The organism is Polaribacter sp. Hel1_85, assembly GCF_000766795.1.
Taxonomy (GTDB): Bacteria; Bacteroidota; Bacteroidia; order Flavobacteriales; family Flavobacteriaceae; genus Polaribacter.
The window spans coordinates 1,240,958-1,264,074 of record NZ_JPDS01000002.1 but is presented as its reverse complement, the minus strand read 5'-3'; the positions used below and the strand labels follow the sequence as shown (position 1 = coordinate 1,264,074).

Here is a 23,117-nt window from a genome sequence, read left to right as displayed (position 1 = left end):
GATAAGATTTCATGGTTGTGGAGCTGTTAGACATGATGATCATATTCATTTTCAAATAAAATAATTTCTCATTTCATTTTTGTAGATTTATCAAATCAAATAATCTACTCATTATGAAAAAACTATCTCTCCTACTTTTATCTGCAATCCTACTTGTATCTTGTAATAACAAAACAGAAAAAACAGTTGATAAAACGAATTTCTCATCCGAAGAAAAAATAGATTCTACGAAAATAAAAACCTTATTCAATAGTGCTCTTACTCAAGGAAAATCTTATGAATGGTTAAGAGATTTAACTCAAAATATTGGAGGTCGTTTATCTGGATCACCACAAGCTGCTAAAAGTGTAATTTGGGGAGAACAATTAATGAAAGAAGTTGGTTTAGATTCTGTTTGGTTGCAACCAGTTATGGTACCTCATTGGATAAGAGGGGAAAAAGAAATAGCGAATTACACAACAAATGGAGTGCAAAAAAATGTACCAATTTGTGCTTTAGGCTTTTCAATTGCAACTCCAAAAACTGGAATTACAGCAGAAGTTATAGAAGTTAAAAGTCTAGACGAAGCAAAATCTTTAGGAAACAAAATGAGAGGTAAAATTGTATTTTTTAATGGCGCTTTCGATAACACTTTAATAAATACATTTAAAGCTTATGGTGGTTGTGTTGGTCAGCGTTATGCTGGCGCAATGGTTTGTGGAGAATTTGGAGCAAAAGCAGTTATTGTTCGTTCTATGACAAATGGAATAGATGATTATCCCCATACAGGAAGCATGAGTTATGGAGATTTACCTAAAGAACAATACACACCAACTGCAGCTATTAGTTCTAGAGCTGCAAATATTTTGAGTGAAGATTTAAAGCAAAACCCGAATTTAAAATTCTATTTTAAACAAAGTTGCAAAACGCTTCCTGATGCTCCTTCTTTTAATGTTATTGGAGAAATTAAAGGTTCTGAAACTCCAGAAAATATTATGGTTGTTGGTGGTCATTTAGATTCATGGGATTTAGGTGAAGGTGCTCATGATGACGGAACAGGTATTGTACAATCTTTAGAAGTTGCTTATTTATTCAAAAAAAATAAAATCAAACCAAAAAATACTTTAAGAGTTGTCTTTTTTATGAATGAAGAAAACGGAACAAGAGGTGCTAAAAAATATGCTGAATTAGCTAAACTAAATAAAGAAAATCATATTGGAGGTTTAGAATCTGATGCTGGAGGTCATACCCCAAGAGGTTTTTCTATTGATGCAAATGCAGTAAATACAAAATTATTACAAAGCTGGAAAAAGCTTTTGTCTCCTTATGGTTTACACGATTTAGACAAAGGTGGTTCTGGTGCAGATATTGGTCCATTAAAAGGAGAAAATGTAACTTTAGTTGGTTACAGACCAGATTCTCAACGTTATTTTGATTATCATCATACAAGTACAGATACTTTTGATAAAGTAAACAAAAGAGAGTTAGAAATGGGGAGTGCTTCAATGGCAAGTATCATCTACTTAATGGATAAATATTTATATAATAACACACCTGTAAAACCTTAATAAAATCATGAAAAAAATATTTTTATATTTCTTAACAATCAGTTTATTTACATTTTGTAAAAAACAAGAAGCAGACACTATTGTTATCAATTCTAACACCTATACTGTAAATAACAGTTTTGATAATGCAGAGGCTTTTGCCATTAAAGACGGAAAGTTTATTGCAGTAGGTTCTAAGGATGATATTCAGAAAAACTATACTTCTTCAAATGTTATAGATGCTAAAAACCAAACAATTGTTCCTGGTTTAATTGATGCTCATTGCCACTTCTTTGGATTAGGAATGCAGCAGCAAAAAGTAAATTTAAGAGGCACAAAAAGTTATGATGAAGTTTTACAAAAGTTGCTAGATTTTCAGAAAGAAAAAGGTGCAACATTTATTACAGGTCGTGGTTGGGATCAAAATGATTGGAAAGTAAAAGAGTTTCCTACCAAAGAGAAATTAGATCAATTATTTCCTACAATTCCTGTTGCTGTTATAAGAGTTGATGGACATGCTTTATTAGTGAATGAAGCTGCTTTAAAATATTCTGGACTCTCTAGCACTAACTTTCCTAAAAGTGTTACAGGAGGAGAATTTCATCAAAAAAACGGAAAATTAACGGGTGTTTTAATTGATGCTGCAATGGATTACATTAAAACACCTGATTCTTCTAAAAAAGAAGTGATTCAAGGATTGTTAGATGCACAAAAAATATCTTTTTCTTATGGTTTAACCACTGTTGATGACGCTGGTTTAGATAGAAATGTAATTGAATTAATAGATAGCTTACAACAAGAAGGAAAACTAAAAATGCGTATTTATGCAATGGTTTCTGGAGATAAACAAGAACAAATTGATTATTATATCAATAAAGGAAAACTAAAAACAGATAGATTAAATGTGCGTTCTTTTAAGGTTTATGGAGATGGTGCTTTAGGTTCTAGAGGCGCTGCAATGCGTAAATCATATTCTGATAGAGAAAATCATTTTGGAGCCTTAATTTATAGTCCAGAAAGATATCAAGAAATTGCAAAACAAATTGCTGCTTCAGATTTTCAAATGAATACACATGCTATTGGAGATTCTGCAAATACTTGGTTACTTAAAACATATAAAGATGTTTTAAAAGATACAAAAAACAGACGTTGGAGAATTGAACATGCTCAAATAATTACTGAGGATGATTTTGATAAATTTGATAATATTATTCCATCTGTGCAACCAACTCATGCTACTTCAGATATGTATTGGGCAGAAGATAGAGTTGGTAATGAAAGAATAAAGGGAGCTTATGCTTATAAAAGATTATTAAATACATATGGAAAAATTGCTTTAGGTACAGATTTTCCAGTTGAGCAAGTAAATCCGTTTTTAACTTTTTATGCAGCAACTATTAGAAAAGACATCAATAATTATCCAGAAAATGGATTTCAAATGGAAAATGCTTTAACAAGAGAGGAAACCTTAAAAGGGATGACAATTTGGGCAGCTTATTCTAATTTTGAAGAAAATGAAAAAGGATCAATAGAAGTTGGTAAATTTGCAGATTTCGTGATTTTAAATCAAGATATTATGCAAGTTAAAGGAAGTAAAATCCCTAAAACAAAAGCAATCTCAACGTATTTAAATGGAGAGAAAGTTTTTTAATTGATAACAAATCTTAAATATTTTTAACTTTTTTGACTAAGTTTACTGACAAGTTATGCAACCATCTTACTTGCTCAAAAACCAATTGCGTTTCACGCAATTGTACTCTCATATCATTTGTAACAGGTAACCCATTTTCTATTTCTTTAGCTCTTTGTTTTGATATTTTATGAAAATATTCTTCATAATTCTTTGTAGCAATTTCTAGACTTTCATTTGCTAAACCATTTTTAAAATCTTTATTATTCAAAGTAGCAATCGTTTTTTCTAAATTAGAAACAATGTGCTTTACAAATACTTCAAACTCATCTGGAACATTACCTGTTTCATTAGTTCTTATAAACATTCCTAAAGATGAAAGTGATGATAAATAGGTATTACAGATTGTTATCAATTCATAAATTATTCCAATATTTTCTTGTTTAGACTTTGGCTCTTGCGCCAATCTTTGATAAGCTGCATTTAAGTTTCCAACCTGAAGAAATGCTTCTTTTCTAGCCAACTTTAATTCTGTAGATGCTTCACCTTTTTGGTGATATAATAAATCAATTTGTTTTAAAAATTCTAAAAAACCTTCAATAGAATGGATAAAAAACTCTTTGATATTTTTTGACTCCCAAGCAGGCCAAAAGAAATAATTACCAATATAAGCCAAAGCTGCACCTATTAAAGTATCAAAAACTCTAAATTCTATAACCGTTAAAATATCAGGATGAATTAAAGCGTACATAAAAATAACATATAGCGTTATAAAAGCTGCTCCATTTCTATAATTTTGTTTTACTAAAGAAAACCCAATTACTAAAGACAATGCCGCTATTAACCCATAAATTATTGGGTTCTGTGTTAGAAAAACGATTCCAACACCAACTGCAGCTCCTATTAATGTACCTAATACCCTATTCTTAGACCTCTGTTTAGTTAAACTATAACTAGGCCTCATAATAACAACAATCGTTAATAAAATCCAATAAGATTGTTGCAACTCTATAGCATAACCAATAATAAACCCAATTAACATGGTAACTGTCAATCTTAACGAATGCCTAAAAATTGGCGACTTTAAACTAAAATTTTCTTTTAGCTTTTTAAAATCGTAATCTTGAGCCGTTATAAACTGCTGTGCATCTTTTATTTCTCTAATTTTATCGTTTTTAGAATATTTATTTAATATTCTAGCAATATCAACTAAGTTTCTTATTTGCTTTTCTTGATACGTTTTAAAATTTATTAAAAGTATAACCCCTTCTCTAGATTCAGATAAGTCTGTATTTACCTTATAAATCTCAATATGGTTTTGTATTTTTTTAAGTATAACTTTAAACTTATTATTAAAAATAAGTTTTTCTTCTTTTAAAATAACTTTAGAAATATGATTTAATCTTTTCGAAATTTCAAAAATTAATACTTTAAACTCATCTATTTTCTCAGGATGATCTTTAAATAAAATATCAATTTTTTCATAATCTACAGTATTTGAAATAGCAAGTTCATATATTTCCATTATTTTAGAAAAAATCAATTGCTGGCGTCTTGTTCTATTGCTAAAACCAGAACTTAATCTTTTTTCTAAAATAACTTCTCTAATAGTTTCATGTAGTTCATTTAACTCTGTTTGGAGTTTAAAGTTTTGCTCTAAAAATGAACTTCTATCATTGGTTTCAACCAAAAGTTTTCCTCGAATTTTTATAAATTCAGAAGTTTTTTCAAGTAATTCTACAAATAAATAATCCGTTTGAACCTGTGGAAATGCTAATTGAGTTAGAATTGTTAAAAACAAATACCAAATACCTCCTAAAGCAATAAATAAGGAATGTTCAAAAAGAGAAATTTCAGTACTTTGATAAGCAAAAGCTAAAACTAGAGATAATAAACCTGCTAAAGAAACTAAAGAAGCTCTAAAACCAAATACCGAAATATAAGAAATAGAAAAAACTAAACTAATTAGCAAAGGGAATATTACAAAAAGATAATTACTGAAATAACCTATTAATAAAGTAATAACAAAAACTAAAATTATAGAAGCCAAAATACCGTAAAACTTATGCTTTAAGCTACCTGCGATATCAGATGGAGCAGAAAAAATTGCACCTAAAGCAATACTAAATCCAATTTCAAAACTATCAAAAAAATAAATTGAAACTAATACTGGAATTGCCATTGCTAAAGCAACTAAAAATGCTTTAAGGAAGTGTAGACTTTTAAAGTATCGTATTAAATTTTTAACCATAATTATAATTAAGCTACAAATTTAAGAAGTATTTTTAGGGAAGTCTACTAATTTTATAAATATAAAAGAGAAAGATAATTATGATTATATATCTTAATTTTTAAAAATTAAATAAAGCTTAATTGTGGTTGCTTATTTTAATCTTAAGATATTTTAAGAAGATAAGATTTATTCTTTAAAAATAATTATCATTCCTAATATCTTAGGAATGACATTTTTTCTATTTATGAGAACCGTCGCAAAAAGGTTCGTTTTTAGTTTCTTTACAAGCACATAAATATTTTATTTCTGTTTTTTCTGCAGTAAACACATTTGGACTCATTCCTGTTCCTCTATGCTTTCCATCACATAATGGTTGGTTTTCAGATAACCCACAAGTACACCATGCATAGTTTTTCCCTTCTTCTAATTCAACAGGTAAAGGTGCATTTCCTGCTCTTTTTGGTAATTCCATATTTTTGTTTTAGAGTATCAATATAGGTAATTTTATGATTAATTTCAATTTTGAAATTTTATAATGATTTATAATTCATTTATATTCGCCTAAATTTAAAAAAATCATAATAATGAAATCATATTTATATTTATTTTTCTCAATATTTCTTTTTACTTCTTGTGCTGGTGATGACTCTCCCACTTTTGAAACAGAAGCAGACATCCTAGAATACATTTCAGAGAACAACTTAAACGCTACAAAAACTAATTCTGGGTTATATTATGTAATTAATAATGAAGGTACAGAAACGAGACCAACAGAAAATGACATTGTAGAAGTTGATTACAAAGCCTATTTTTTAGATGGTACTATTTATGATGAAAGAGAATCTGTTATATTAGATTTAAGTATAGTTATTGATGGCTTAAGAGAAGGAGTTCAACTTTTAAAAGAAGGTGGAGACGGAACTTTATTGATACCTTATGAATTGGCTTTTGGAGAAACAGGAAATAGTTCTGGTACAATTGCCGGAGGTACTGTTTTAATTTTCGAAATAAAACTTAAGGCTTCTTATCCTGATTATGAAACTCAAAATGAAACTTCAATTTTAAAATATATTGAAGACAATAATTTAAATGCAACAAGAACTAATTCTGGTTTGTATTATGTTGTTAATAATGAAGGAACAGGTACACAACCTACAAGTACTTCTAATGTAACTGTTGCTTATAAAGGTTATTTTTTAGACGGAACAGTCTTTGATGAAAGTGACTCAAGTGGAATTTCTTTTGGATTAAATCAAGTAATATCTGGTTGGACAGAAGGAATTCGACTTTTTAAAGAAGGTGGAGATGGAATCTTATTAATTCCTTATACTTTAGGTTATGGAATTAATGGAAGTGGTTCTATTCCTGGAGGGGCTGTATTAGTTTTTGATGTAAAACTTATTAGTGTAAACTAAATATAGATAAAAAATGAAACCTTACTTATATCTTTTTGTTTCAATATTTTTTTTGTTTCATGTTCTTCTTCCGAACCTAAAATAGAAGAAGAAATTATTGACTATGATGCTTTAAATGAAACTGAAATTCAAGACTACATTTCTAATAATAATTTGAATCCTCAAAAAAGTAATACTGGTCTTTATTATATCATTAAAACAGAAGGAACTGGAAATACTCCCAATGAAAACTCAACAATAACTACTTATTACAAAGGATATAATACTGATAGTATTTCTTTTGACGAATCTAAACCTGAAGGAATAGAATTTAAAATGGATATGCTAATTGAAGGGTTTAAAGAAGGTATGACTTATCTAAAAGAAGGTGGAGAAGCTACTTTTATTATCCCATCAAAACTAGCTTATGCTAACTCTACTTATTCTGCTTTAAGATATGAGGTTTTAATTTTCGATGTAAAACTAATTAACGTAAACTAAAAGGCAGGTTTATAACTCATAAAAAAAGCGAAACTTAATAAGTTTCGCTTTTTTTTATTTTATGAAATAATCGGTTTTTAAAAGTTTAAAAAAATCATTATATTTGGTAAACCACTTTGGTAAACCAAAAATATTAACTTTAAATTTAAAACTATAGAAAAAATGATTACTCTAAACTTATCAAAACAAAAAAAAGCAATTTTAACTGCTTTCGTATTTATATTGACTTTAAATACATTTTCACAAGACCCAGCAACAACTAGTAACGACCTTATTTCTGGAGTTACAGTAGAATCTTTCTTTGCAGAACAAGTAGATGCAGATGCTGGAAAAAATAATGCTGCTGCTCATCTTGTTGATGGAGATGGAGATACTGATTGGGCTGGAGAAAGCTCAGGAGATAGAGGTGAAACATTAATACTAAACCTTAATGGATCTTACGAATTAGCAGAAATTCAATACTTATCTGTGGCTAAATTATACTTATTTCAAATTTGGGTTTCTACAACGGGTACTGATTCAGGAGATTTTACAAATGCTTTTCCTAATGATGGTGATGCAATGGCTATTTAGTAAGTAGTGGAGATTTAACTTATAAAGTTTTGTTTTAGATATCCTATTTCTGGAGCTAAATATGTAATGATAAAATGTTATGGAAGATCTGATAGTACTTGGAACACCATTAGTGAATTAGGTTTTTATAAAGAAGGAACTACAGCTTCTACTATTAGCAATGAATTAAGTCAAATTTCTTTATATCCTATTCCAGCTAATCATCAATTAAATTTAAAAAACTTAAGCAACAAAGTAAGTAAAATTGAAATTTTCAATTTATTAGGAAAGAAATTAATTACTTCTAAAATTGAAAAAACAAACTTATCTATCAATACTTCTAATTTAGCTAGTGGAATGTATTTAGTGAAATTATCAGACATTAATAATGTAAGTGCTTCTAAAATGATTGTTGTACAACATTAAAAAAATAATGACAAAAAAAAAAGCGAAACTTAATAATTTTCGCTTTTTTTTTTAAGAGATTATTGGTTTTATAAAATCATCAATTTTATCAATTCCATTTTTACCTAAGTTTTTAATAAATGCAGAACCGATAATAGTTCCGTTTGCATAATTACACGCAGTTGTAAAAGTCTGTTTATCAGAAATACCAAAACCAATTATTAAATTACTTTGTAAGTTCATGCTTTTTATTCTTTCGAAATATGTAACTTGATTATTAGAAATATCTCCTTTAGCTCCAGTAATAGAAGCTGAAGCAACTACATAAATAAAAGCTTTAGAATAAGAATCTATCTTTCTAATTCTTTCTTCTGATGTATGAGGAGTAATTAAAAACACATTTGTAATTCCGTATTTTTCAAACAAGTCTTTATAATGATTTTCAAATTCAATCATAGGTAAATCTGGAAGAATAACTGTATCAATACCACAATCTACTATTTTCTGACAGAATTTATCTTCACCATATTTTAACATCTGATTTAAATAACCCATTAAAACTAAAGGCGTTTTATTAGAACCTTTAACTTCTTTTAATTGATCAAAAATTAAATCTAAGTTAATTCCGTTTTCTAATGCTTTCTGACTACTATCCTGAATTGTTGGTCCATCAGCTAAAGGATCAGAATAAGGTAAACCAACTTCAATAAAGTCTACTCCACTTTTTTCTAATTCAGTAATTACTTTAGTGGTGTCATCCAAATTTGGATATCCACAAGTAAAATAAATAGACAATAAATTTTCATCTTTTTTCTGAAATAATTCTTGAATTGAATTCATTTATTTTTCTTTTGTTTCAATATTAAAAAAAAGTTCATAATTTTTATAGTTTTGGATATTTACTTTCTTAGAGGTGTTTTTCCCAAATAAAATAAATTCATATTCACCTGAATTTAAAACATATAATTTAAACTCTCCTTTTTTATTAGTTTGTAAGATATTTTGTTTTTTACCACCTTGATGACCACTCTTATCAATAGGAAAAGGGCCATTAACAAGAATCATTATTTTTTTATTGACTTGAATTGTATCTTTCCCTTTTATATAACTCACTTTAAGATTTAAATCCTTATCGATTTTTTTAATCTGAGAAGATACAGTTACGGAAATTAACATTAGAATAATAAAAAAAAAGACTTCATCATAGATACTACTCTTCTAAATGTTTGATATAAGTACTTAAATCCTTATCTCCTCTACCAGATAAATTCACAACCACAACTTGGTCTTTTTTAAACTTTATTTTTGGTAAAACAGCCAATGCATGAGCACTTTCTAAAGCAGGAATTATTCCTTCAATTCTTGTTAACTCATAAGCGGCAGTTAAAGCTTCTTTATCTGTAGCATTCAAAAAAGTAGCTCTTTTAGAATCATATAAATAAGCATGTAAAGGACCAACTCCAGGATAATCTAAACCTGCAGAAATAGAATACGGCTCAACAATTTGCCCATATTCATCTTGCATTAAAATAGTTTTAGATCCATGAATAATACCAACTTCTCCTAATTGAGATGTTGCAGCACTTTCTCCAGAATCAACACCTAAACCTCCTGCTTCTACAGCAATTAGTTCAACTTCTTTATCATCCATATAATGGTAAAAAGCACCAGCAGCATTAGATCCTCCACCAACACATGCAATAATTGTATCCGGATTTTCTTTTCCTGTTTTTTCTTTTAATTGCCATTTTATTTCTTCAGAAATTACAGCTTGTAAACGTGCAACCATATCTGGATATGGATGAGGACCAACTACAGAACCAATTAAATAAAAAGTTTCTGGATTCTGAATCCAATATCTTATGGCTTCATTTGTAGCGTCTTTTAAGGTTTTACTTCCACTTAAAGCAGGTATAACTTTTGCTCCTAACATTTTCATACGAGCAACATTTGGCGCTTGACGCTCAATGTCTTTTTCTCCCATAAAAACAGTACATTCTAAGCCCATTAATGCACAAACTGTAGCAGTTGCAACTCCATGTTGCCCTGCTCCTGTTTCTGCAATAATTTTAGTTTTCCCTAATTTCTTAGCAACTAAAACCTGACCAATTGTATTATTTACTTTATGTGCGCCAGTATGATTTAAATCTTCTCGTTTTAAATAAATAAAAGCACCATATTTTTCTGACAATCGTTCTGCTAAATACAAAGGACTTGGACGACCTACATAATCTTTTAATAAAGATTTGTATTCTTCTTGAAATTCTTCAGATTCTAAAATCTGAATATAATTATCTTCTAATTCTTTTACATTAGGATATAACAATTCTGGAATAAATGCTCCTCCAAATTGTCCGTAATATCCATTTTTGTCTGGTTGAAATTTTGATTTCATATTTTCTAATATTCGTTCAATTGTCATTTCGACTTTATGGAGAAATCTCTAATGTCTATTATAGATTTCTCGACTTCACTTTGTTTCGCTCGAAATGACAGATTCTTTAAATTCTTTTAAATCTTCAATTCTCTTAACTCCTGGTTTACTTTCAAATTTACTATTTACATCTAAAGCATAAATAGGCAAATTAGATTTCATAATTTTCTTGACTTCTTCAACATCTTCTAATCCGATTCCTCCACTTAAAAAGAAAGGTGTATCAAAAGGATATTTTTCTAAAACAGACCAATCAAATTTTGTTCCGTTCCCTCCTCTTTCTTTTCCTTTTGTATCAAATAAGAAATAATCTACAACCTCTAAATATGGCTTTAAAACATCAAAATTAAATTCATCTTTAATTCCGAAAACTTTAATAACCTCAACGTCATTTTTAGAAATATAATGTTGATTTTTTTTCTTTTTTATCTGCTTATTTTCTTCAATCTTTAGTTCTCGACTGCTCTCTAACTGACATTTTAATTCTTTTATATATGCTACAGTTTCATCTCCATGTAATTGGATTGCATCTAATCTGTATTCTTCAACCAAAGAAATTACAATCTCAATATATTCATTAACAAAAACGCCTGTTTTTTTAATTGAATTAGAAAATTCTGGAATAATACCCTCAAAATTTCTTTTTGATTTTTCATAGAAAATAAACCCTAAATAATCAGGTTGCAACTCTGCAACTTGCTGGATATTTTCTACATATTTCATTCCACAAACTTTCAGTTTCATACTTATCTAATTTGATTGATAAAGTCTAAACAAGCTTCTCCTGGATTTTCTGTTTTCATAAAGTTTTCTCCAATTAAGAAACCTTGAAAACCAAATTCTTTTAATCCTGTAATAATCTTTGGATCAGAAATACCGCTTTCTGAAACTTTTAAACAAGTATCAGGAATTTGACCCGCTAATTTAATTGAATGCTCTAAATCAACTTCAAAAGTCTTTAAATTACGGTTATTAATTCCGATAATTTTATTATCTAAATCATTAATTTTATCTAAATCTTCTTGCGTATGTACTTCGTATAAAACCTCTAAACCTAGATCTGTTGCTAAGTTTCCGTAGTTTTTTAATTCTGTTGATGTTAAACAAGAAGCTATTAATAAAATTACATCTGCTCCAATTGCTTTTGCTTCTACAATCTGAAATCCATCAACAATAAAATCTTTTCTTAAGATTGGTTTTTGTTCATTGATGATTCTTGCTTCCATTAAATCTGCCATTGTTCCACCAAAGAAAGAAGTGTCTGTTAAAATAGATTGAGCAGCAACATTTGCATCTAAATATCCATTAGTAACATCTGCAATTGTTGCTTTGTCATTAATGATTCCTTTTGATGGAGATTGACGTTTGTATTCAGCAATAATTCCTGTAGAACCAACTTCTAACAAAGATTTTTTTAATGAAAAAGTTTCTCTTCCAAAACTTGGACTTTTAACTAAGTTTTGAACAGGAACTTCTGCTTTTATCTTTGCAATTTCCTTCTTTTTAAATGCGATTATTTTATCTAAAATTGTCATTTCTATATTAACTTTATGTCTGGTCGAGCGCAGTCGAGACCTAACTTAACCTCTCGACTGCGCTCGAGGAGACATTATTTATTTAACTTTTTGTTCCTATACTTAAGAAAGAAGTAAACGATAATTCCAACAACCAAACCAATTATAGTTTGTTTAAAAAGTTCTTTGGTTTGAATTCCGATTGCTGCTCCCATTAATAGAAAAGCAGGAATAATTAGAATTAAGTTTTTTTTCTTTTTTGTCATTTTCTACTTTTTGTCATTTCGACTTTATGGAGAAATCTTTTATTTTTTATGATGAGATTTCTCAACTTCATTGCATTCCGTTCGAAATGACAATCTACATTCTTACTAATTTATCTAATGTTTGTTTTGCTTTTAAGCCAAAAAGTGAATCTTTAGCTTCTGCAAAAGCTGTTTGAAAAGTCTTGTTTTCATCAACAATTGTCAATGCAAAAGCAGCATTTGTTAATACTACATTATTTTGTGCTTCTGTTCCTTTTCCTTCTAAAATAGATTTAAAAATTTTTGCTGCATCTGCAACAGAAGTTCCTCCAAAAATTTCTGATTGTTGAATTCTTTTCTGCCCTAAATCTTCTGGATTTATAATTTGTTCACCGTTTTTTGTAAACAACTTAAATCCGCTTGTTAGCGAAATTTCATCATAACCATCTAACGCATGAATAATTCCGTAATTAATATTTTCTTCTTGTAAAATGTAATTGTACAAACGTGCAATTTCCATATTAAAAGTTCCTAACATGTGGTTTTTTGGCGAACTTGGGTTTACCAAAGGACCTAGCATATTAAAGAATGTTTTTAACGCCAAAGCTTTTCTTGTTGGTCCAACAGCTTTCATTGCCGGATGAAATTTTGGAGCATGTAAAAAACAAATATTTGCTTTTTCTAAATGTTCTTTTAAAACATTTTCATCATTAGTAAAATTGTAGCCAAAACTCTCTAACATATCTGAAGAACCAGATTGAGAAGACACAGAATAATTACCGTGTTTTGCTACTTTTTGTCCTGTTCCTGCAACAATAAATGATGTTAAGGTTGATATATTGAATGTATCTTTTCCATCACCACCAGTTCCAACAATATCAATGGTATTATAATCTGATAAATCTACTTTTATTGATAATTCTTTTAATGCATTTCTAAAACCAGAAAGTTCATCTGCCGTAATTGGGCGCATCATAAAAACAGTCATAAAAGAAGCTAAATGTGCATCATTGTATTTTTCTGCAGCAATATCTTTTAAGATTTGTGTAGCTTCAGATTTAGACAATCTTTCGTGATTATAAAGTCTATTTAAAATTTGTTTCATAAAAAAAGCCCCTTTTAATTTCCCCGAAGGGGAAAAACACTTTTGTGTTAATATCTTTCTTTTATTTTTTATTCTTTTTTTCTCAAACTTGCTAGTTCCTTCCCTTTGGGAAGGTTAGGATGGGCTTGTGTTGTGCTTATTTATAAAATTAGTAACCAATTGCTCACCAACATCTGTTAAAATAGATTCTGGATGAAACTGAACTGCAGAAATTGGAAATTCTTTATGTTCAATTGCCTGAATTAATCCATCTTCATCTCTTGCAGTTACCTGAATTGATTCTGGAAAACCTTCATCTGTTGCTGCCCAAGAATGATAACGTGCTGCTAAAAATGTTTCTGAAACATCTTTAAAAATAGTCGCATTTTTATCTGTTACTTTCATTTCTGTAGCAACTCCGTGGAAAACCTCATCTAAATTGATAATTGTTCCTCCAAAAACTTCTGTAATTGCTTGTAAACCTAAACAAACTCCAAAAATTGGCTTTATTCCTGCGTAGGTTTTAATTACCTCTTTTAAGATTCCTGCTTCATCTGGAATTCCTGGTCCTGGAGATAACATTATTATATCGTAGTTGCCTACATCTGCAATACTGATTTCATCGTTTCTAAAAACTGCAGGAAAATTTCCTGTAATTTTTTCTACCATATGAACTAAGTTATAGGTAAACGAATCGTAATTATCTAATATTAATATTTTCATTTTTCTATCTAATTGTCATTGCGAAGCAAATTTTTAATTTGCTGTGGCAATCTGTTTATTAATTAAGAGATTACTTCGTTGGAAAAACTCCTCGTAATGACTTAAAACTCAATTTGCGTTAGGGATTGAAACGGCATCCTTTTTATTTTCTTTTTAAAATAAAAAGATATAGTGGAAAGCCTGTTAAAACGCCCTAAATATTCTCTGCCAAAATCAACGCTTTTTTTAACGCTGCTAATTTATTATTTACTTCTTGTAATTCTTTTTCTTCATCGGAATGAATTACGATTCCTGCTCCTGCTTGATAATATAAAACGTTGTTTTTACTTACAAATGAACGAATTGCAATTGCCAAATTTACAGAACCGTCTAAACCAATAATACCTACTGCACCTCCATAAAACCCACGAGATTGGTTCTCATAAGTATCTATTAATTGCATTGCCTTGTATTTTGGTGCTCCACTTAAAGTTCCTGCAGGAAAAGTGTCTCCAACAATTTCTATTGGGTTTCCTTTTAACTGACCAGAAACTGTAGAAACTAAATGAATTACGTGGCTAAAATATTGTACTTCTTTAAATACCTCAACTTCTACATTATCTGCATGTTTACTTAAATCATTACGAGCTAAATCTACCAACATTACATGCTCTGCAGTTTCTTTTTTATCTGCTGATAATTTTTTTCCTAACAAGATATCTTTTGCCATATCACCAGTTCTTCTAAAAGTACCTGCAATTGGATTAATAGTTGCTTTACCTGCAGAAATTTTAATTTGTGCTTCTGGTGAAGATCCCATTAATTTAAAAGAACCATAATCGAAATAAAATAAATAGGGTGATGGATTTATAGAACGTAATGCTCTATACACATTAAATTCATCTCCTTTAAATTTTTGTTGAAATTGACGTGATAAAACAAGTTGAAAAACGTCTCCTCTTTTACAATGAGATTTTGCTTTCTTTACATATTCTATAAATTCTTCTCCTTTTATATTTGAAGTTTCTTCGCCATCAATTTCGAAATTCTGCGTATTAAATGTCTGAGCATCTATAATTGATTGAATTTCTTTTATGCGAGATTCTGTACCTTCTTCAATATTTTCTATCAATGTCATTTCATCATTAAAATGATTGATAGCAATAATAAATCTGTAAAAACTATACTGCATTAAAGGAATTGCAGATGGAGCTTCTTTTACATTTAAATCAATATTTTCGAAATACTGAACAGAATCATAGGTTGTATAACCATACAAACCGTTAAATGATTTTAATTCTGCAGGACAATCTAAATCTATTGTTTGACTGTAACTTTCGAAAATTGCGTTAAAATCTCTTCCTATTTCTTTATTTTCTAACTCAACTCCTTTATGAGAAAAACTTAAATGATGATTTTCTGCTTTTATAGAAACCACAGGATCTATTGCTATAAAAGAAAAACTTTCGTCTTTACTATGATAGTCTGAGCTTTCTAACAACAAAGTGTTAGCGTATTTATCTCTAAAACGTAAATACAAACCTACAGGTGTAACTGTGTCTGCCATTTTTGTTTTAGAAATTGTTTTAAATTGTATTTTTTTCATTCTTCTATTATGTGTCATTGCGAAGCAAAAATTTAATTTGCTGTGGCAATCTGTTTATTTATAAAGAGATTACTTTGTTGTAAACTCCTCGTAATGACGCTTAATAAAAAGCGAAAAGGCTTATCGTGAGATAAGCCTTTTTATTATATTTTTACATATAGTATACTTCTCACTTATTTAATAAGAGAGTTCCACCACCATGTATTGTTTAAAATATTCTTCATTGATGGAACAAAAATAACATAGATTTTTGATTAGACAAATTTTATCTAAAAAAATTACCTCATTATTTTTACATTCATCTCTTCTACTTTCTTATCAGAAAGAATAGATGGTGCATTAAATAATAAATCTTCTGATGATCCTGTTTTTGGAAAAGCCATTACTTCTCTAATAGAAGCTTTCTTTTCTAAAATCATCATTAATCGATCTACTCCCCAAGCAATTCCTCCATGAGGTGGTGCTCCATATTGAAACGCTTTATACATCGTTCCAACACTTTTCATCATTTCTTCTTTATTGTAACCCATATTTTTATAGGTTGCTTCTAAAATATCTGCTTTGTGTGCACGAACAGAACCTCCACCAATTTCATAACCATTTAAGATTAAATCGTATTGTTGCGCGATAATGGTTCCTATTTCATCTCCTTCTCCATTCATGTGCTTTTCTAAATCATAAATTGCTGGCATAGAAAAAGGATTGTGTGTAAATGTCCATCTTCCTTCGTCTGTTTTTTCAAACATAGGGAAATCTACCACCCAAGCTGGTCTTAATTCTTTAGGGTTTATCAATTTTAAGATTCTTCCCATTTCTTGACGAACAGCATCTAATGCTTTATTTGCAGTTGCATAATCTGCTGCTGAGAAAAATACAATATCTCCTACTTGAGCATCTGTAGCTTTTATAATATTAGCTGCAATTTCTTCGCCTAAAAATTTAATAATTGGCGATTGTAAATCGTTTTCATTTACAATAATATATGCCAAACCACCTAAACCATTTTGTTGTGCAATGGCAGTTAAGTTTTCTATTTGTCCTTTAGACATACGTTTGTTTCCTTGCTCTTCTGCAGAAACCTTAATACATTTTACAATTCCACCGTCTTCAATTGGTTTACTAAAAACTTGGAAAGTTGTATCTTTTACAATATCTGTAATATCTTGCATTTCTAAACTATAACGTAAATCTGGTCTATCGCAACCATATTTATCCATAGCATCTTTGTAAGTTATTACTTCAAAAGGACGTAAAATCCATTTTTTACCATAAATTTTCTTCACAATTTCATTAAACATTTTGGTGTTTAAATCGATAATCTGTTGCATACTTGCGTATGCCATTTCAATATCTAATTGCGTAAATTCTGGTTGTCTATCTCCTCTAGAATCTTCATCTCTAAAACAACGTGCAATTTGGAAATACTTTTCAAAACCACCCACCATTAACATTTGCTTAAACTGTTGTGGCGCTTGCGGTAATGTATAAAAAGAACCTGCTTGTTTTCTTGTAGGAACAATAAATTCTCTTGCTCCTTCATCTGTACCTGCAGTTAAAATTGGAGTTTCAATTTCTAAAAATTCTTCCTCGTCTAAAATATCTCTAAGTAACTTAATTACTTTATGTCTGTTTACAATTGCTTTACGAACTTCATCATTTCTATGATCTAAAAACTTATACTGAAAACGAGTAGTTTCATTCGTTTTCATCGCTCTTTTTATTTCAAAAGGAAGCGTTTTAGATAAGTTTAAAATTTCTAATGCAGCTGTTTCTAATTCTATTTTACCAGTTCTTAAACCTGCGTTATAATCATCTTCGTTTCTTTGAACTACAACTCCAGTAACCATAATTACGGTTTCTGGTTTTAGCTTTACCAATTCATCTAGATTAGGGAAAGTTTCTCTACTTAAACGAACTTGAAATATTTGATTGCTAGAATCTCTTAAATCGATAAAAATTAACTCTCCGTGATCTCTAACACTAGAAACCCAACCAGATAAAGTTACTTCTTCTTTGATAGATTCTTCTGATAATTGAGAAATTTTATGAGTTCTATATTCTTCTTTAATTACAATAGGAATTTCTGGAAGCGTTTCTTCTTCAGTTTTTGCCTTTGGTTGATCTCCATTTGCTTTATTAGGTTGACCAACTTTTGCATTCGTATTCTTATTTGTAGAATTTCCTTTAAGGTTATCTAAAATTTCTTGACGAATTACTTTCCCTGAAGCTCCTTTACCAATAATGCCAATTACCTTACCAACAAGAATACCTGCTTTACCTTGGTTTCCTGATTTTATATCATTTGCAATAGCTTCGTTTTCTGATATTACTTTTAAAACAGCAGCCTTAATTTGATCTTCTGAAATGGTATTTTCTTCAAAGTATTTGTTGTAATCGAAATTTCTATCTTTTAAGTAAGATGTAATTCCGTTTTGAACTAAAACAGAAGTAATTTTATCCTCTTTAAATAATTGAAAAATTTCAATCAATTGATCTACACTATGAATATTTGCATACTCATCTGCTCCAAGATTGTTTACTAAAGTTTTAGCAACAAAAGAAGGATCTTTAATTACATTATTAATTTCTACAAAAGTTTTAGAACGTAAAGCATCTGCAGTAAAAAACTTTGCATCTTGAGGTAAAACTCCACCTTTAATCAAAATAGATTCTACAGCAAAAGGTAAAGAACTTACATCTACATCTATACTTTCTACAACTTGTTTAATGTTTACAAATGGTAAATCTGGTTCAGAAATAAAACGATAATCTGCTTCAAATTCCTTTTTACGCATTGTTTTGGTTTGCTTTAAATCTGCATCCCATAAAACAGTTGTTTGATCTGGTCTAAACGCTTTATTTTCTATATAATAATTTAATTGCTTTTCTACTTCTTCCTTTAAAGCATCTACCATAAACTTAAATGAGTTTAAGTTTTTGATTTCTGTTCTTGGGTTTAAATTATACGTATGTTTCTTTCTAAGCGATACAGAAACATCACTTTTAAACTCACCTTTTTCTAGGTTTGCTTCGGATATTTTTAAGTTCTGAACAATTCTTTGAATATACTGTGCATAGGTTGATGCATCTTCGATATTACGAATACAAGGATCTGTTACAATTTCTATTAACGGAACACCAGCTTTGTTAAAGTCGACTAAAGAAACTTTCTTTTCGTGCATTAATTTAGCAGCATCTTCTTCAATATGAGTTTGCGTTAAACTCACTGTAAACTGAGTTCCATCATTTCTATAACAAGAAACTTGTCCGTCTGGAATTACAGGATTATGAAACTGTGTTATTTGAATATTCTTTGGATTATCTGGATATTCATAATGCTTTCTATCCCAAGAAATAACTTCATTTTTAAAAGTAGAGTTTACCGCTTTTCCAAAATAAATTGCTTTTGTAATTGCTTCTTTATTTATAGATGGTAAAACCCCCATTTGTCCTGTACAAACAGAACAGATATTTTTATTAGGTTCTTCAATTTCTTGATTTGCACAAGAACAAAATAATTTGGTATTCGTATTTAAACGAACGTGTGTTTCTAAACCAATTACTAACTCTAAATCGTGCTTTTTTAAAAGCTCATTTAATTGTTCCAATTCCATTATATCGTATCTTTTAAGAAGTTAGCAAACTTCAAAACGAGTTCGTCATTATTTTTTGCTGCTGTAATTTGCAATCCTGTTTCTGTTCCTTGTGGTACAGTTAAAGTTGGTAATTGTCCTAAACTAAAACCAACCGTATAAGCATCTGACAAATACATTGCTAAAGGATCACTTAAACTGTCTCCTATTTTTGGCGGAGAATTTGGTGTAACTGGTGATAAAATAATATCAACTTCTTTAAAATCTTTTTCAAAATTATCAGAAATCTGATCTCTCAAATTCAATCCTTTTAAATAAATTTCATCAGAAAAACCTTGCGATAATACTTGATTTCCACCAACAATTCTACGTTTTGTTTCTTCAGAAAAATTTTCTGAACGTGTAATAGAATACGTATCTTTTAAATTATCTCCTTCAATTCTTGCTCCGTAATTTGTACCATCTAATCTAGATAAATTAGAAGCAGTTTCTGCCATTGCTAAAGTGTAATATGTAGAAACTAACGTATCTGATTCAAAGAAATCTAACTCTTTTACTTCAATTCCTTTTGCTTTTATTTTTTCTATGGATGCTAAAAAATCTGATTTTACTTGTGCATCAATAGCATCATTTTCGATGAAATTTTTAAAATAACCAATGGTTTTAATTTCATCAGCATTTAAAATATTGTCTTCTAAAATTGTTTCTGATTGATAAGTAGTCTGATCTTTTATATCCTTTCCACTCATCACATTTAAAACAATTCTAATATCTTCTATAGATTTTGCAATTGGACCTACACAATCTGTTGATGAAGCATACGCCATTAAACCGTATCTAGAAATTCTTCCATAGGTTGGTTTTAATCCGTAAATATTATTGTAACCTGCTGGCTGACGAACAGAACCTCCTGTATCTCCTCCAATTGAAAATACTGTATAATCTTTTGCAACATTTACTGCAGAACCTCCACTAGAACCTCCACCAACTAAATCTGGATTGATCGCATTTTTTACGGCTCCAAAAATGGTGTTTTCTGATGACGAACCATGTCCAAAAGAATCACAATTTTCTTTTACTAACGGGATTGCACCTGCATCAAATAATTTTTGAATTGCTGTTGCAGTATAAGAAGACTTGTATTTTTTTAGTAAATCAGAACTTGCAGTTGTATACGTTCCTTGCACCATGTATACATCTTTAATTCCAAAAGGAATTCCTTCTAACAAACCAATTTCTTGTCCGTTTGCAATTTTAGCATCTACTTTTGCAGCTAATTCTAAAGCTAAAGTGTCTAAAAGTGAATTGACTGTATTGTTTGTGTTTGATTTTAATAAATCTAATCTTTCTTGCACTAATTGGGTACAAGTAATTTCTTTATTCATCAATTGCTGATGAATTTTATGTATTTGCGATTCCATAATTATTCTTCTATCACTTTAGAAACTACTAAAAAGCCATTCTTTTCTTTCGGAAAATTTTCAATAATGATTTGTTTTTCGGCTTGTGGACTATCAATGACAACATCTTCTCTTAGATCATCTAAAGACACAGCATTATTATGATTTTTATTAAATGAGTTATTTGTAGTATTTGCTTTTTTAATTACTTCAAATAATTTGTTCACAGTTTCTGAGGGCTGTGCTCCTTTAATACTAGACAATACGTCCACTGTCATAATTTTACTCATCTCTTCTATTTTTAGTTTCCCACTTTCGTAAGAATGACAATTAATTTGAAACCTCAAAATAAATTGCGAGGTGTATTTCTTTAATTAAAAAAAAGCTCGATCGAGCTTATATTTTTGTCTCACTTGGGAAATTCCTCCGGAATTTCTCCGTTCGTGTTTTATTTACTAAATTCATTGCTTAAACAACGCAACAAAGCTTATACAACAACGTTGGCGGTAATTAAAAAATTAGTCAGGATAGATTAACTATATTCCAGAAATTATGTAATTATTTTTTTTAAAATATCGTTTTACGATAATTAATTATATATTTGCGATATAATTAAGCATCATTAAAATGAAACAGACCAAAATAATTTCCATAATATTACATTATATATGCTATTCTATAGCTGCTATTTATCTTGTTAGCTTTGTGTTTTCGACATTTAGTTTGCTAACTGAATATGGCATTGAGCCCTACAAAGACAACCAAAGATTACACCTAAATTATCCTTTTACCAATGAAGCTTTATTTAATATAGAGAATAATCTTCCGTACATTATTTTTTCATTTTTATTGCCTTTATTGGTTTATGGCATTTTCTTTTTACTTGCAGCAAGATTATTTAAAGTGTTTTTTCAGCCTAAATTATTTACCCTAAAAAATGTTTCCGAATTAAAGCGATTTTATCTTTTTAATATTTTTGTTCCATTGCCCATTGTGATTTTCTCTAGTTTTTTCGTAGTTATTGAATCCTTTATTTGGGCTTTAGTATTTATCCATTTTATCCTCGGAATTTTCAGTTTGTTTTTCGCCAATATTTTTAAACGAGGATTGCAATTACAGGACGAACAAGACTTATATATTTAATATGCCAATAATTATAAACATAGATGTAATGCTCGCCAAACGGAAAATGAAAAGTAAAGAATTGGCAGATAACATAGGAATTACACCTGTAAATCTTTCGGTTTTAAAAACAGGAAAAGCCAAAGGTGTACGGTTTGAAACTTTAGAAGCCATTTGCAAAACGCTGGAATGTCAACCTGGAGATATTTTAGAATACACCGAAGAATAACATCCTAAAACATATCATTTTTTTAAAAGCAACAAACTGTTGCCTAACATTATACTGCCTAAACTCAATATTATGAACACACTAGAAATTAAAAATCTCTGCCTTACTTACAAAAACAAACATCAGGCTATACAGAATCTTTCGCTAAAAATTGATAACGGAATGTTTGGTCTTTTAGGTCCTAATGGCGCAGGAAAATCGTCTTTAATGAAAACCATTGTTGGACTACAAAAACCAACTTCTGGAAGTATCTCTTTTAACGATATTAATGTTGTAGGTGAACCTAATTTTATTAAAAAAAACCTAGGCTTTTTGCCACAGGATTTTGGTGTGTATCCAAAAGTGAGTGCTTATGATTTACTAAATCATATTGCCATTTTAAAAGGTGTTAAAAATGATGTTGAGCGTAAAACGCAAATTCAATACTTATTAAACAAAGTGAATCTTTGGGATTTTAAAGACAAAGAAGTGCACACGTTTTCTGGTGGAATGAAACAACGTTTTGGTGTTGCTCAAGCATTATTGGGTAAGCCAAAAATTATTATAGTTGATGAACCAACAGCAGGTTTAGATCCTGAAGAGCGCAACAGGTTTAACACACTCTTAAATGACATAAGTGCAGATGTTGTGGTTATTCTTTCTACACATTTGGTTGAAGATGTGAAAAATTTATGCTCACAAATGACCATAATGAACAAAGGACAAATTTTAAAAACAGGACAGCCAAAAGCATTAATTACAGAACTGGAAGGCAAAATTTGGTCTAAAGCAATCAATCAAAATGAGTTGGAAAACTATCAAGAAAATTTTCAAATCATTAGTCAGCAACTAATTGAAAGACAATTGCAGATTACTGTTTTTTCTGAACAGCAGCCAACTGGTTTTACAGCTATAAAACCGCTTTTAGAACACGTTTATTTTTACACGCTAAATCAAAATAAGTAATT

23 protein-coding genes are annotated in these 23,117 nt (G+C 29.6%); 9 read left to right on the top strand and 14 right to left on the bottom strand.

Annotated elements, in window-relative coordinates; translation table 11 throughout:
* The first annotated feature begins 113 nt into the window (after positions 1-113).
* Together PHEL85_RS12750 and PHEL85_RS12745 are read left to right on the top strand one after the other, a co-directional pair.
* The gene (locus PHEL85_RS12750) at positions 114-1,547 is read left to right on the top strand and encodes a M20/M25/M40 family metallo-hydrolase (protein WP_036825555.1); all 1,434 of its coding nucleotides are present in this window, start codon (positions 114-116) and stop codon (positions 1,545-1,547) included.
* 7 nt (positions 1,548-1,554) lie between these two features.
* A complete protein-coding gene (locus tag PHEL85_RS12745; RefSeq protein ID WP_036825553.1) occupies positions 1,555-3,177 on the top strand; it encodes an amidohydrolase in 1,623 nt (540 codons plus the stop codon).
* Positions 3,178-3,190: 13 nt separating this feature from the next.
* Here PHEL85_RS12745 and PHEL85_RS12740 read toward each other — a convergent pair whose 3' ends face one another.
* Both PHEL85_RS12740 and PHEL85_RS12735 read right to left on the bottom strand, forming a co-directional pair.
* Entirely contained in the window at positions 3,191-5,407 is a 2,217-nt protein-coding gene (locus PHEL85_RS12740; protein WP_036825550.1) for an FUSC family protein, read from the bottom strand.
* A gap of 220 nt (positions 5,408-5,627) precedes the next feature.
* Positions 5,628-5,861, bottom strand: a complete 234-nt coding sequence (locus PHEL85_RS12735) for a CDGSH iron-sulfur domain-containing protein (protein ID WP_036825548.1) — start codon at positions 5,859-5,861, stop codon at positions 5,628-5,630.
* Positions 5,862-5,973: 112 nt separating this feature from the next.
* Between PHEL85_RS12735 and PHEL85_RS18350 the strand changes: the two genes are divergently transcribed.
* From PHEL85_RS18350 to PHEL85_RS12710, 4 genes are all read left to right on the top strand, one after another.
* On the top strand, positions 5,974-6,804 hold the full coding sequence (locus PHEL85_RS18350) for an FKBP-type peptidyl-prolyl cis-trans isomerase (RefSeq protein WP_410477248.1): 831 nt from the start codon (positions 5,974-5,976) through the stop codon (positions 6,802-6,804).
* A gap of 153 nt (positions 6,805-6,957) precedes the next feature.
* Positions 6,958-7,284 (top strand): FKBP-type peptidyl-prolyl cis-trans isomerase, encoded by a 327-nt coding sequence (locus tag PHEL85_RS12720; protein WP_052108564.1) that lies wholly within the window; start codon positions 6,958-6,960, stop codon positions 7,282-7,284.
* 162 nt (positions 7,285-7,446) lie between these two features.
* Positions 7,447-7,857 (top strand): hypothetical protein, encoded by a 411-nt coding sequence (locus PHEL85_RS12715; RefSeq protein WP_036825542.1) that lies wholly within the window; start codon positions 7,447-7,449, stop codon positions 7,855-7,857.
* Between the two features lie 66 nt (positions 7,858-7,923).
* Positions 7,924-8,262: a T9SS type A sorting domain-containing protein gene (locus PHEL85_RS12710; RefSeq protein ID WP_036825540.1), complete on the top strand. Its 339-nt coding sequence runs from the start codon at positions 7,924-7,926 to the stop codon at positions 8,260-8,262.
* Positions 8,263-8,313: 51 nt separating this feature from the next.
* Here PHEL85_RS12710 and trpA read toward each other — a convergent pair whose 3' ends face one another.
* The 12 genes from trpA to PHEL85_RS12655 all read right to left on the bottom strand — a co-directional run bounded on the left by trpA (position 8,314) and on the right by PHEL85_RS12655 (position 21,109).
* Positions 8,314-9,081, bottom strand: coding sequence for a tryptophan synthase subunit alpha (gene trpA, locus PHEL85_RS12705; protein WP_036825537.1), 768 nt, complete (start codon positions 9,079-9,081; stop codon positions 8,314-8,316).
* Positions 9,082-9,417, bottom strand: a complete 336-nt coding sequence (locus PHEL85_RS12700; RefSeq protein WP_036825534.1) for a hypothetical protein — start codon at positions 9,415-9,417, stop codon at positions 9,082-9,084.
* 34 nt (positions 9,418-9,451) lie between these two features.
* Positions 9,452-10,636: a tryptophan synthase subunit beta gene (gene trpB, locus PHEL85_RS12695; RefSeq protein WP_036826358.1), complete on the bottom strand. Its 1,185-nt coding sequence runs from the start codon at positions 10,634-10,636 to the stop codon at positions 9,452-9,454.
* A 75-nt stretch (positions 10,637-10,711) separates the two neighbouring features.
* Positions 10,712-11,419, bottom strand: a complete 708-nt coding sequence (locus PHEL85_RS12690; RefSeq protein WP_036825531.1) for a phosphoribosylanthranilate isomerase — start codon at positions 11,417-11,419, stop codon at positions 10,712-10,714.
* A 2-nt stretch (positions 11,420-11,421) separates the two neighbouring features.
* Positions 11,422-12,210 carry an indole-3-glycerol phosphate synthase TrpC gene (gene trpC, locus PHEL85_RS12685; protein WP_036825529.1) on the bottom strand — a complete coding sequence of 263 codons (789 nt, stop codon included), beginning with the start codon at positions 12,208-12,210 and terminating at the stop codon, positions 11,422-11,424.
* A gap of 74 nt (positions 12,211-12,284) precedes the next feature.
* The gene (locus tag PHEL85_RS17995; RefSeq protein ID WP_200882355.1) at positions 12,285-12,455 is read right to left on the bottom strand and encodes a hypothetical protein; all 171 of its coding nucleotides are present in this window, start codon (positions 12,453-12,455) and stop codon (positions 12,285-12,287) included.
* Positions 12,456-12,549: 94 nt separating this feature from the next.
* A complete protein-coding gene (gene trpD / locus PHEL85_RS12680) occupies positions 12,550-13,539 on the bottom strand; it encodes an anthranilate phosphoribosyltransferase (RefSeq protein ID WP_036825527.1) in 990 nt (329 codons plus the stop codon).
* 114 nt (positions 13,540-13,653) lie between these two features.
* Positions 13,654-14,241: an anthranilate synthase component II gene (locus PHEL85_RS12675; protein ID WP_036825525.1), complete on the bottom strand. Its 588-nt coding sequence runs from the start codon at positions 14,239-14,241 to the stop codon at positions 13,654-13,656.
* A gap of 193 nt (positions 14,242-14,434) precedes the next feature.
* Positions 14,435-15,826, bottom strand: a complete 1,392-nt coding sequence (locus PHEL85_RS12670; protein ID WP_036825522.1) for an anthranilate synthase component I family protein — start codon at positions 15,824-15,826, stop codon at positions 14,435-14,437.
* A 278-nt stretch (positions 15,827-16,104) separates the two neighbouring features.
* A complete protein-coding gene (gatB/aspS, locus tag PHEL85_RS12665) occupies positions 16,105-19,440 on the bottom strand; it encodes a bifunctional amidotransferase subunit GatB/aspartate--tRNA ligase AspS (RefSeq protein WP_036825519.1) in 3,336 nt (1,111 codons plus the stop codon).
* Positions 19,440-20,840 (bottom strand): amidase family protein, encoded by a 1,401-nt coding sequence (locus tag PHEL85_RS12660; protein ID WP_036825516.1) that lies wholly within the window; start codon positions 20,838-20,840, stop codon positions 19,440-19,442. The genes gatB/aspS and PHEL85_RS12660 overlap by 1 nt, the downstream gene beginning before the upstream one ends.
* Positions 20,841-20,842: 2 nt before the next feature.
* The gene (locus PHEL85_RS12655; protein WP_036826355.1) at positions 20,843-21,109 is read right to left on the bottom strand and encodes a hypothetical protein; all 267 of its coding nucleotides are present in this window, start codon (positions 21,107-21,109) and stop codon (positions 20,843-20,845) included.
* A 337-nt stretch (positions 21,110-21,446) separates the two neighbouring features.
* Between PHEL85_RS12655 and PHEL85_RS12650 the strand changes: the two genes are divergently transcribed.
* From PHEL85_RS12650 to PHEL85_RS12640, 3 genes are all read left to right on the top strand, one after another.
* The gene (locus PHEL85_RS12650) at positions 21,447-21,962 is read left to right on the top strand and encodes a DUF2975 domain-containing protein (protein ID WP_036825514.1); all 516 of its coding nucleotides are present in this window, start codon (positions 21,447-21,449) and stop codon (positions 21,960-21,962) included.
* A gap of 1 nt (position 21,963) precedes the next feature.
* Positions 21,964-22,170: a helix-turn-helix domain-containing protein gene (locus PHEL85_RS12645; RefSeq protein WP_036825511.1), complete on the top strand. Its 207-nt coding sequence runs from the start codon at positions 21,964-21,966 to the stop codon at positions 22,168-22,170.
* 72 nt (positions 22,171-22,242) lie between these two features.
* Complete coding sequence (locus PHEL85_RS12640; RefSeq protein WP_036825509.1) at positions 22,243-23,115, top strand: ABC transporter ATP-binding protein; 873 nt, start codon at positions 22,243-22,245, stop codon at positions 23,113-23,115.
* Positions 23,116-23,117 lie beyond the last annotated feature (2 nt).

Coding starts and splice junctions, on each gene's coding strand:
- PHEL85_RS12750 (WP_036825555.1), top strand. CDS start 114: ATGAAAAAACTATCTCTCCTACTTTTATCTGCAATCCTACTTGTATCT.
- PHEL85_RS12745 (WP_036825553.1), top strand. CDS start 1,555: ATGAAAAAAATATTTTTATATTTCTTAACAATCAGTTTATTTACATTT.
- PHEL85_RS12740 (WP_036825550.1), bottom strand. CDS start 5,407: ATGGTTAAAAATTTAATACGATACTTTAAAAGTCTACACTTCCTTAAA.
- PHEL85_RS12735 (WP_036825548.1), bottom strand. CDS start 5,861: ATGGAATTACCAAAAAGAGCAGGAAATGCACCTTTACCTGTTGAATTA.
- PHEL85_RS18350 (WP_410477248.1), top strand. CDS start 5,974: ATGAAATCATATTTATATTTATTTTTCTCAATATTTCTTTTTACTTCT.
- PHEL85_RS12715 (WP_036825542.1), top strand. CDS start 7,447: ATGATTACTCTAAACTTATCAAAACAAAAAAAAGCAATTTTAACTGCT.
- PHEL85_RS12710 (WP_036825540.1), top strand. CDS start 7,924: ATGATAAAATGTTATGGAAGATCTGATAGTACTTGGAACACCATTAGT.
- trpA (WP_036825537.1), bottom strand. CDS start 9,081: ATGAATTCAATTCAAGAATTATTTCAGAAAAAAGATGAAAATTTATTG.
- PHEL85_RS12700 (WP_036825534.1), bottom strand. CDS start 9,417: ATGTTAATTTCCGTAACTGTATCTTCTCAGATTAAAAAAATCGATAAG.
- trpB (WP_036826358.1), bottom strand. CDS start 10,636: ATGAAATCAAAATTTCAACCAGACAAAAATGGATATTACGGACAATTT.
- PHEL85_RS12690 (WP_036825531.1), bottom strand. CDS start 11,419: ATGAAACTGAAAGTTTGTGGAATGAAATATGTAGAAAATATCCAGCAA.
- trpC (WP_036825529.1), bottom strand. CDS start 12,210: ATGACAATTTTAGATAAAATAATCGCATTTAAAAAGAAGGAAATTGCA.
- PHEL85_RS17995 (WP_200882355.1), bottom strand. CDS start 12,455: ATGACAAAAAAGAAAAAAAACTTAATTCTAATTATTCCTGCTTTTCTA.
- trpD (WP_036825527.1), bottom strand. CDS start 13,539: ATGAAACAAATTTTAAATAGACTTTATAATCACGAAAGATTGTCTAAA.
- PHEL85_RS12675 (WP_036825525.1), bottom strand. CDS start 14,241: ATGAAAATATTAATATTAGATAATTACGATTCGTTTACCTATAACTTA.
- PHEL85_RS12670 (WP_036825522.1), bottom strand. CDS start 15,826: ATGAAAAAAATACAATTTAAAACAATTTCTAAAACAAAAATGGCAGAC.
- gatB/aspS (WP_036825519.1), bottom strand. CDS start 19,440: ATGGAATTGGAACAATTAAATGAGCTTTTAAAAAAGCACGATTTAGAG.
- PHEL85_RS12660 (WP_036825516.1), bottom strand. CDS start 20,840: ATGGAATCGCAAATACATAAAATTCATCAGCAATTGATGAATAAAGAA.
- PHEL85_RS12655 (WP_036826355.1), bottom strand. CDS start 21,109: ATGAGTAAAATTATGACAGTGGACGTATTGTCTAGTATTAAAGGAGCA.
- PHEL85_RS12650 (WP_036825514.1), top strand. CDS start 21,447: ATGAAACAGACCAAAATAATTTCCATAATATTACATTATATATGCTAT.
- PHEL85_RS12645 (WP_036825511.1), top strand. CDS start 21,964: ATGCCAATAATTATAAACATAGATGTAATGCTCGCCAAACGGAAAATG.
- PHEL85_RS12640 (WP_036825509.1), top strand. CDS start 22,243: ATGAACACACTAGAAATTAAAAATCTCTGCCTTACTTACAAAAACAAA.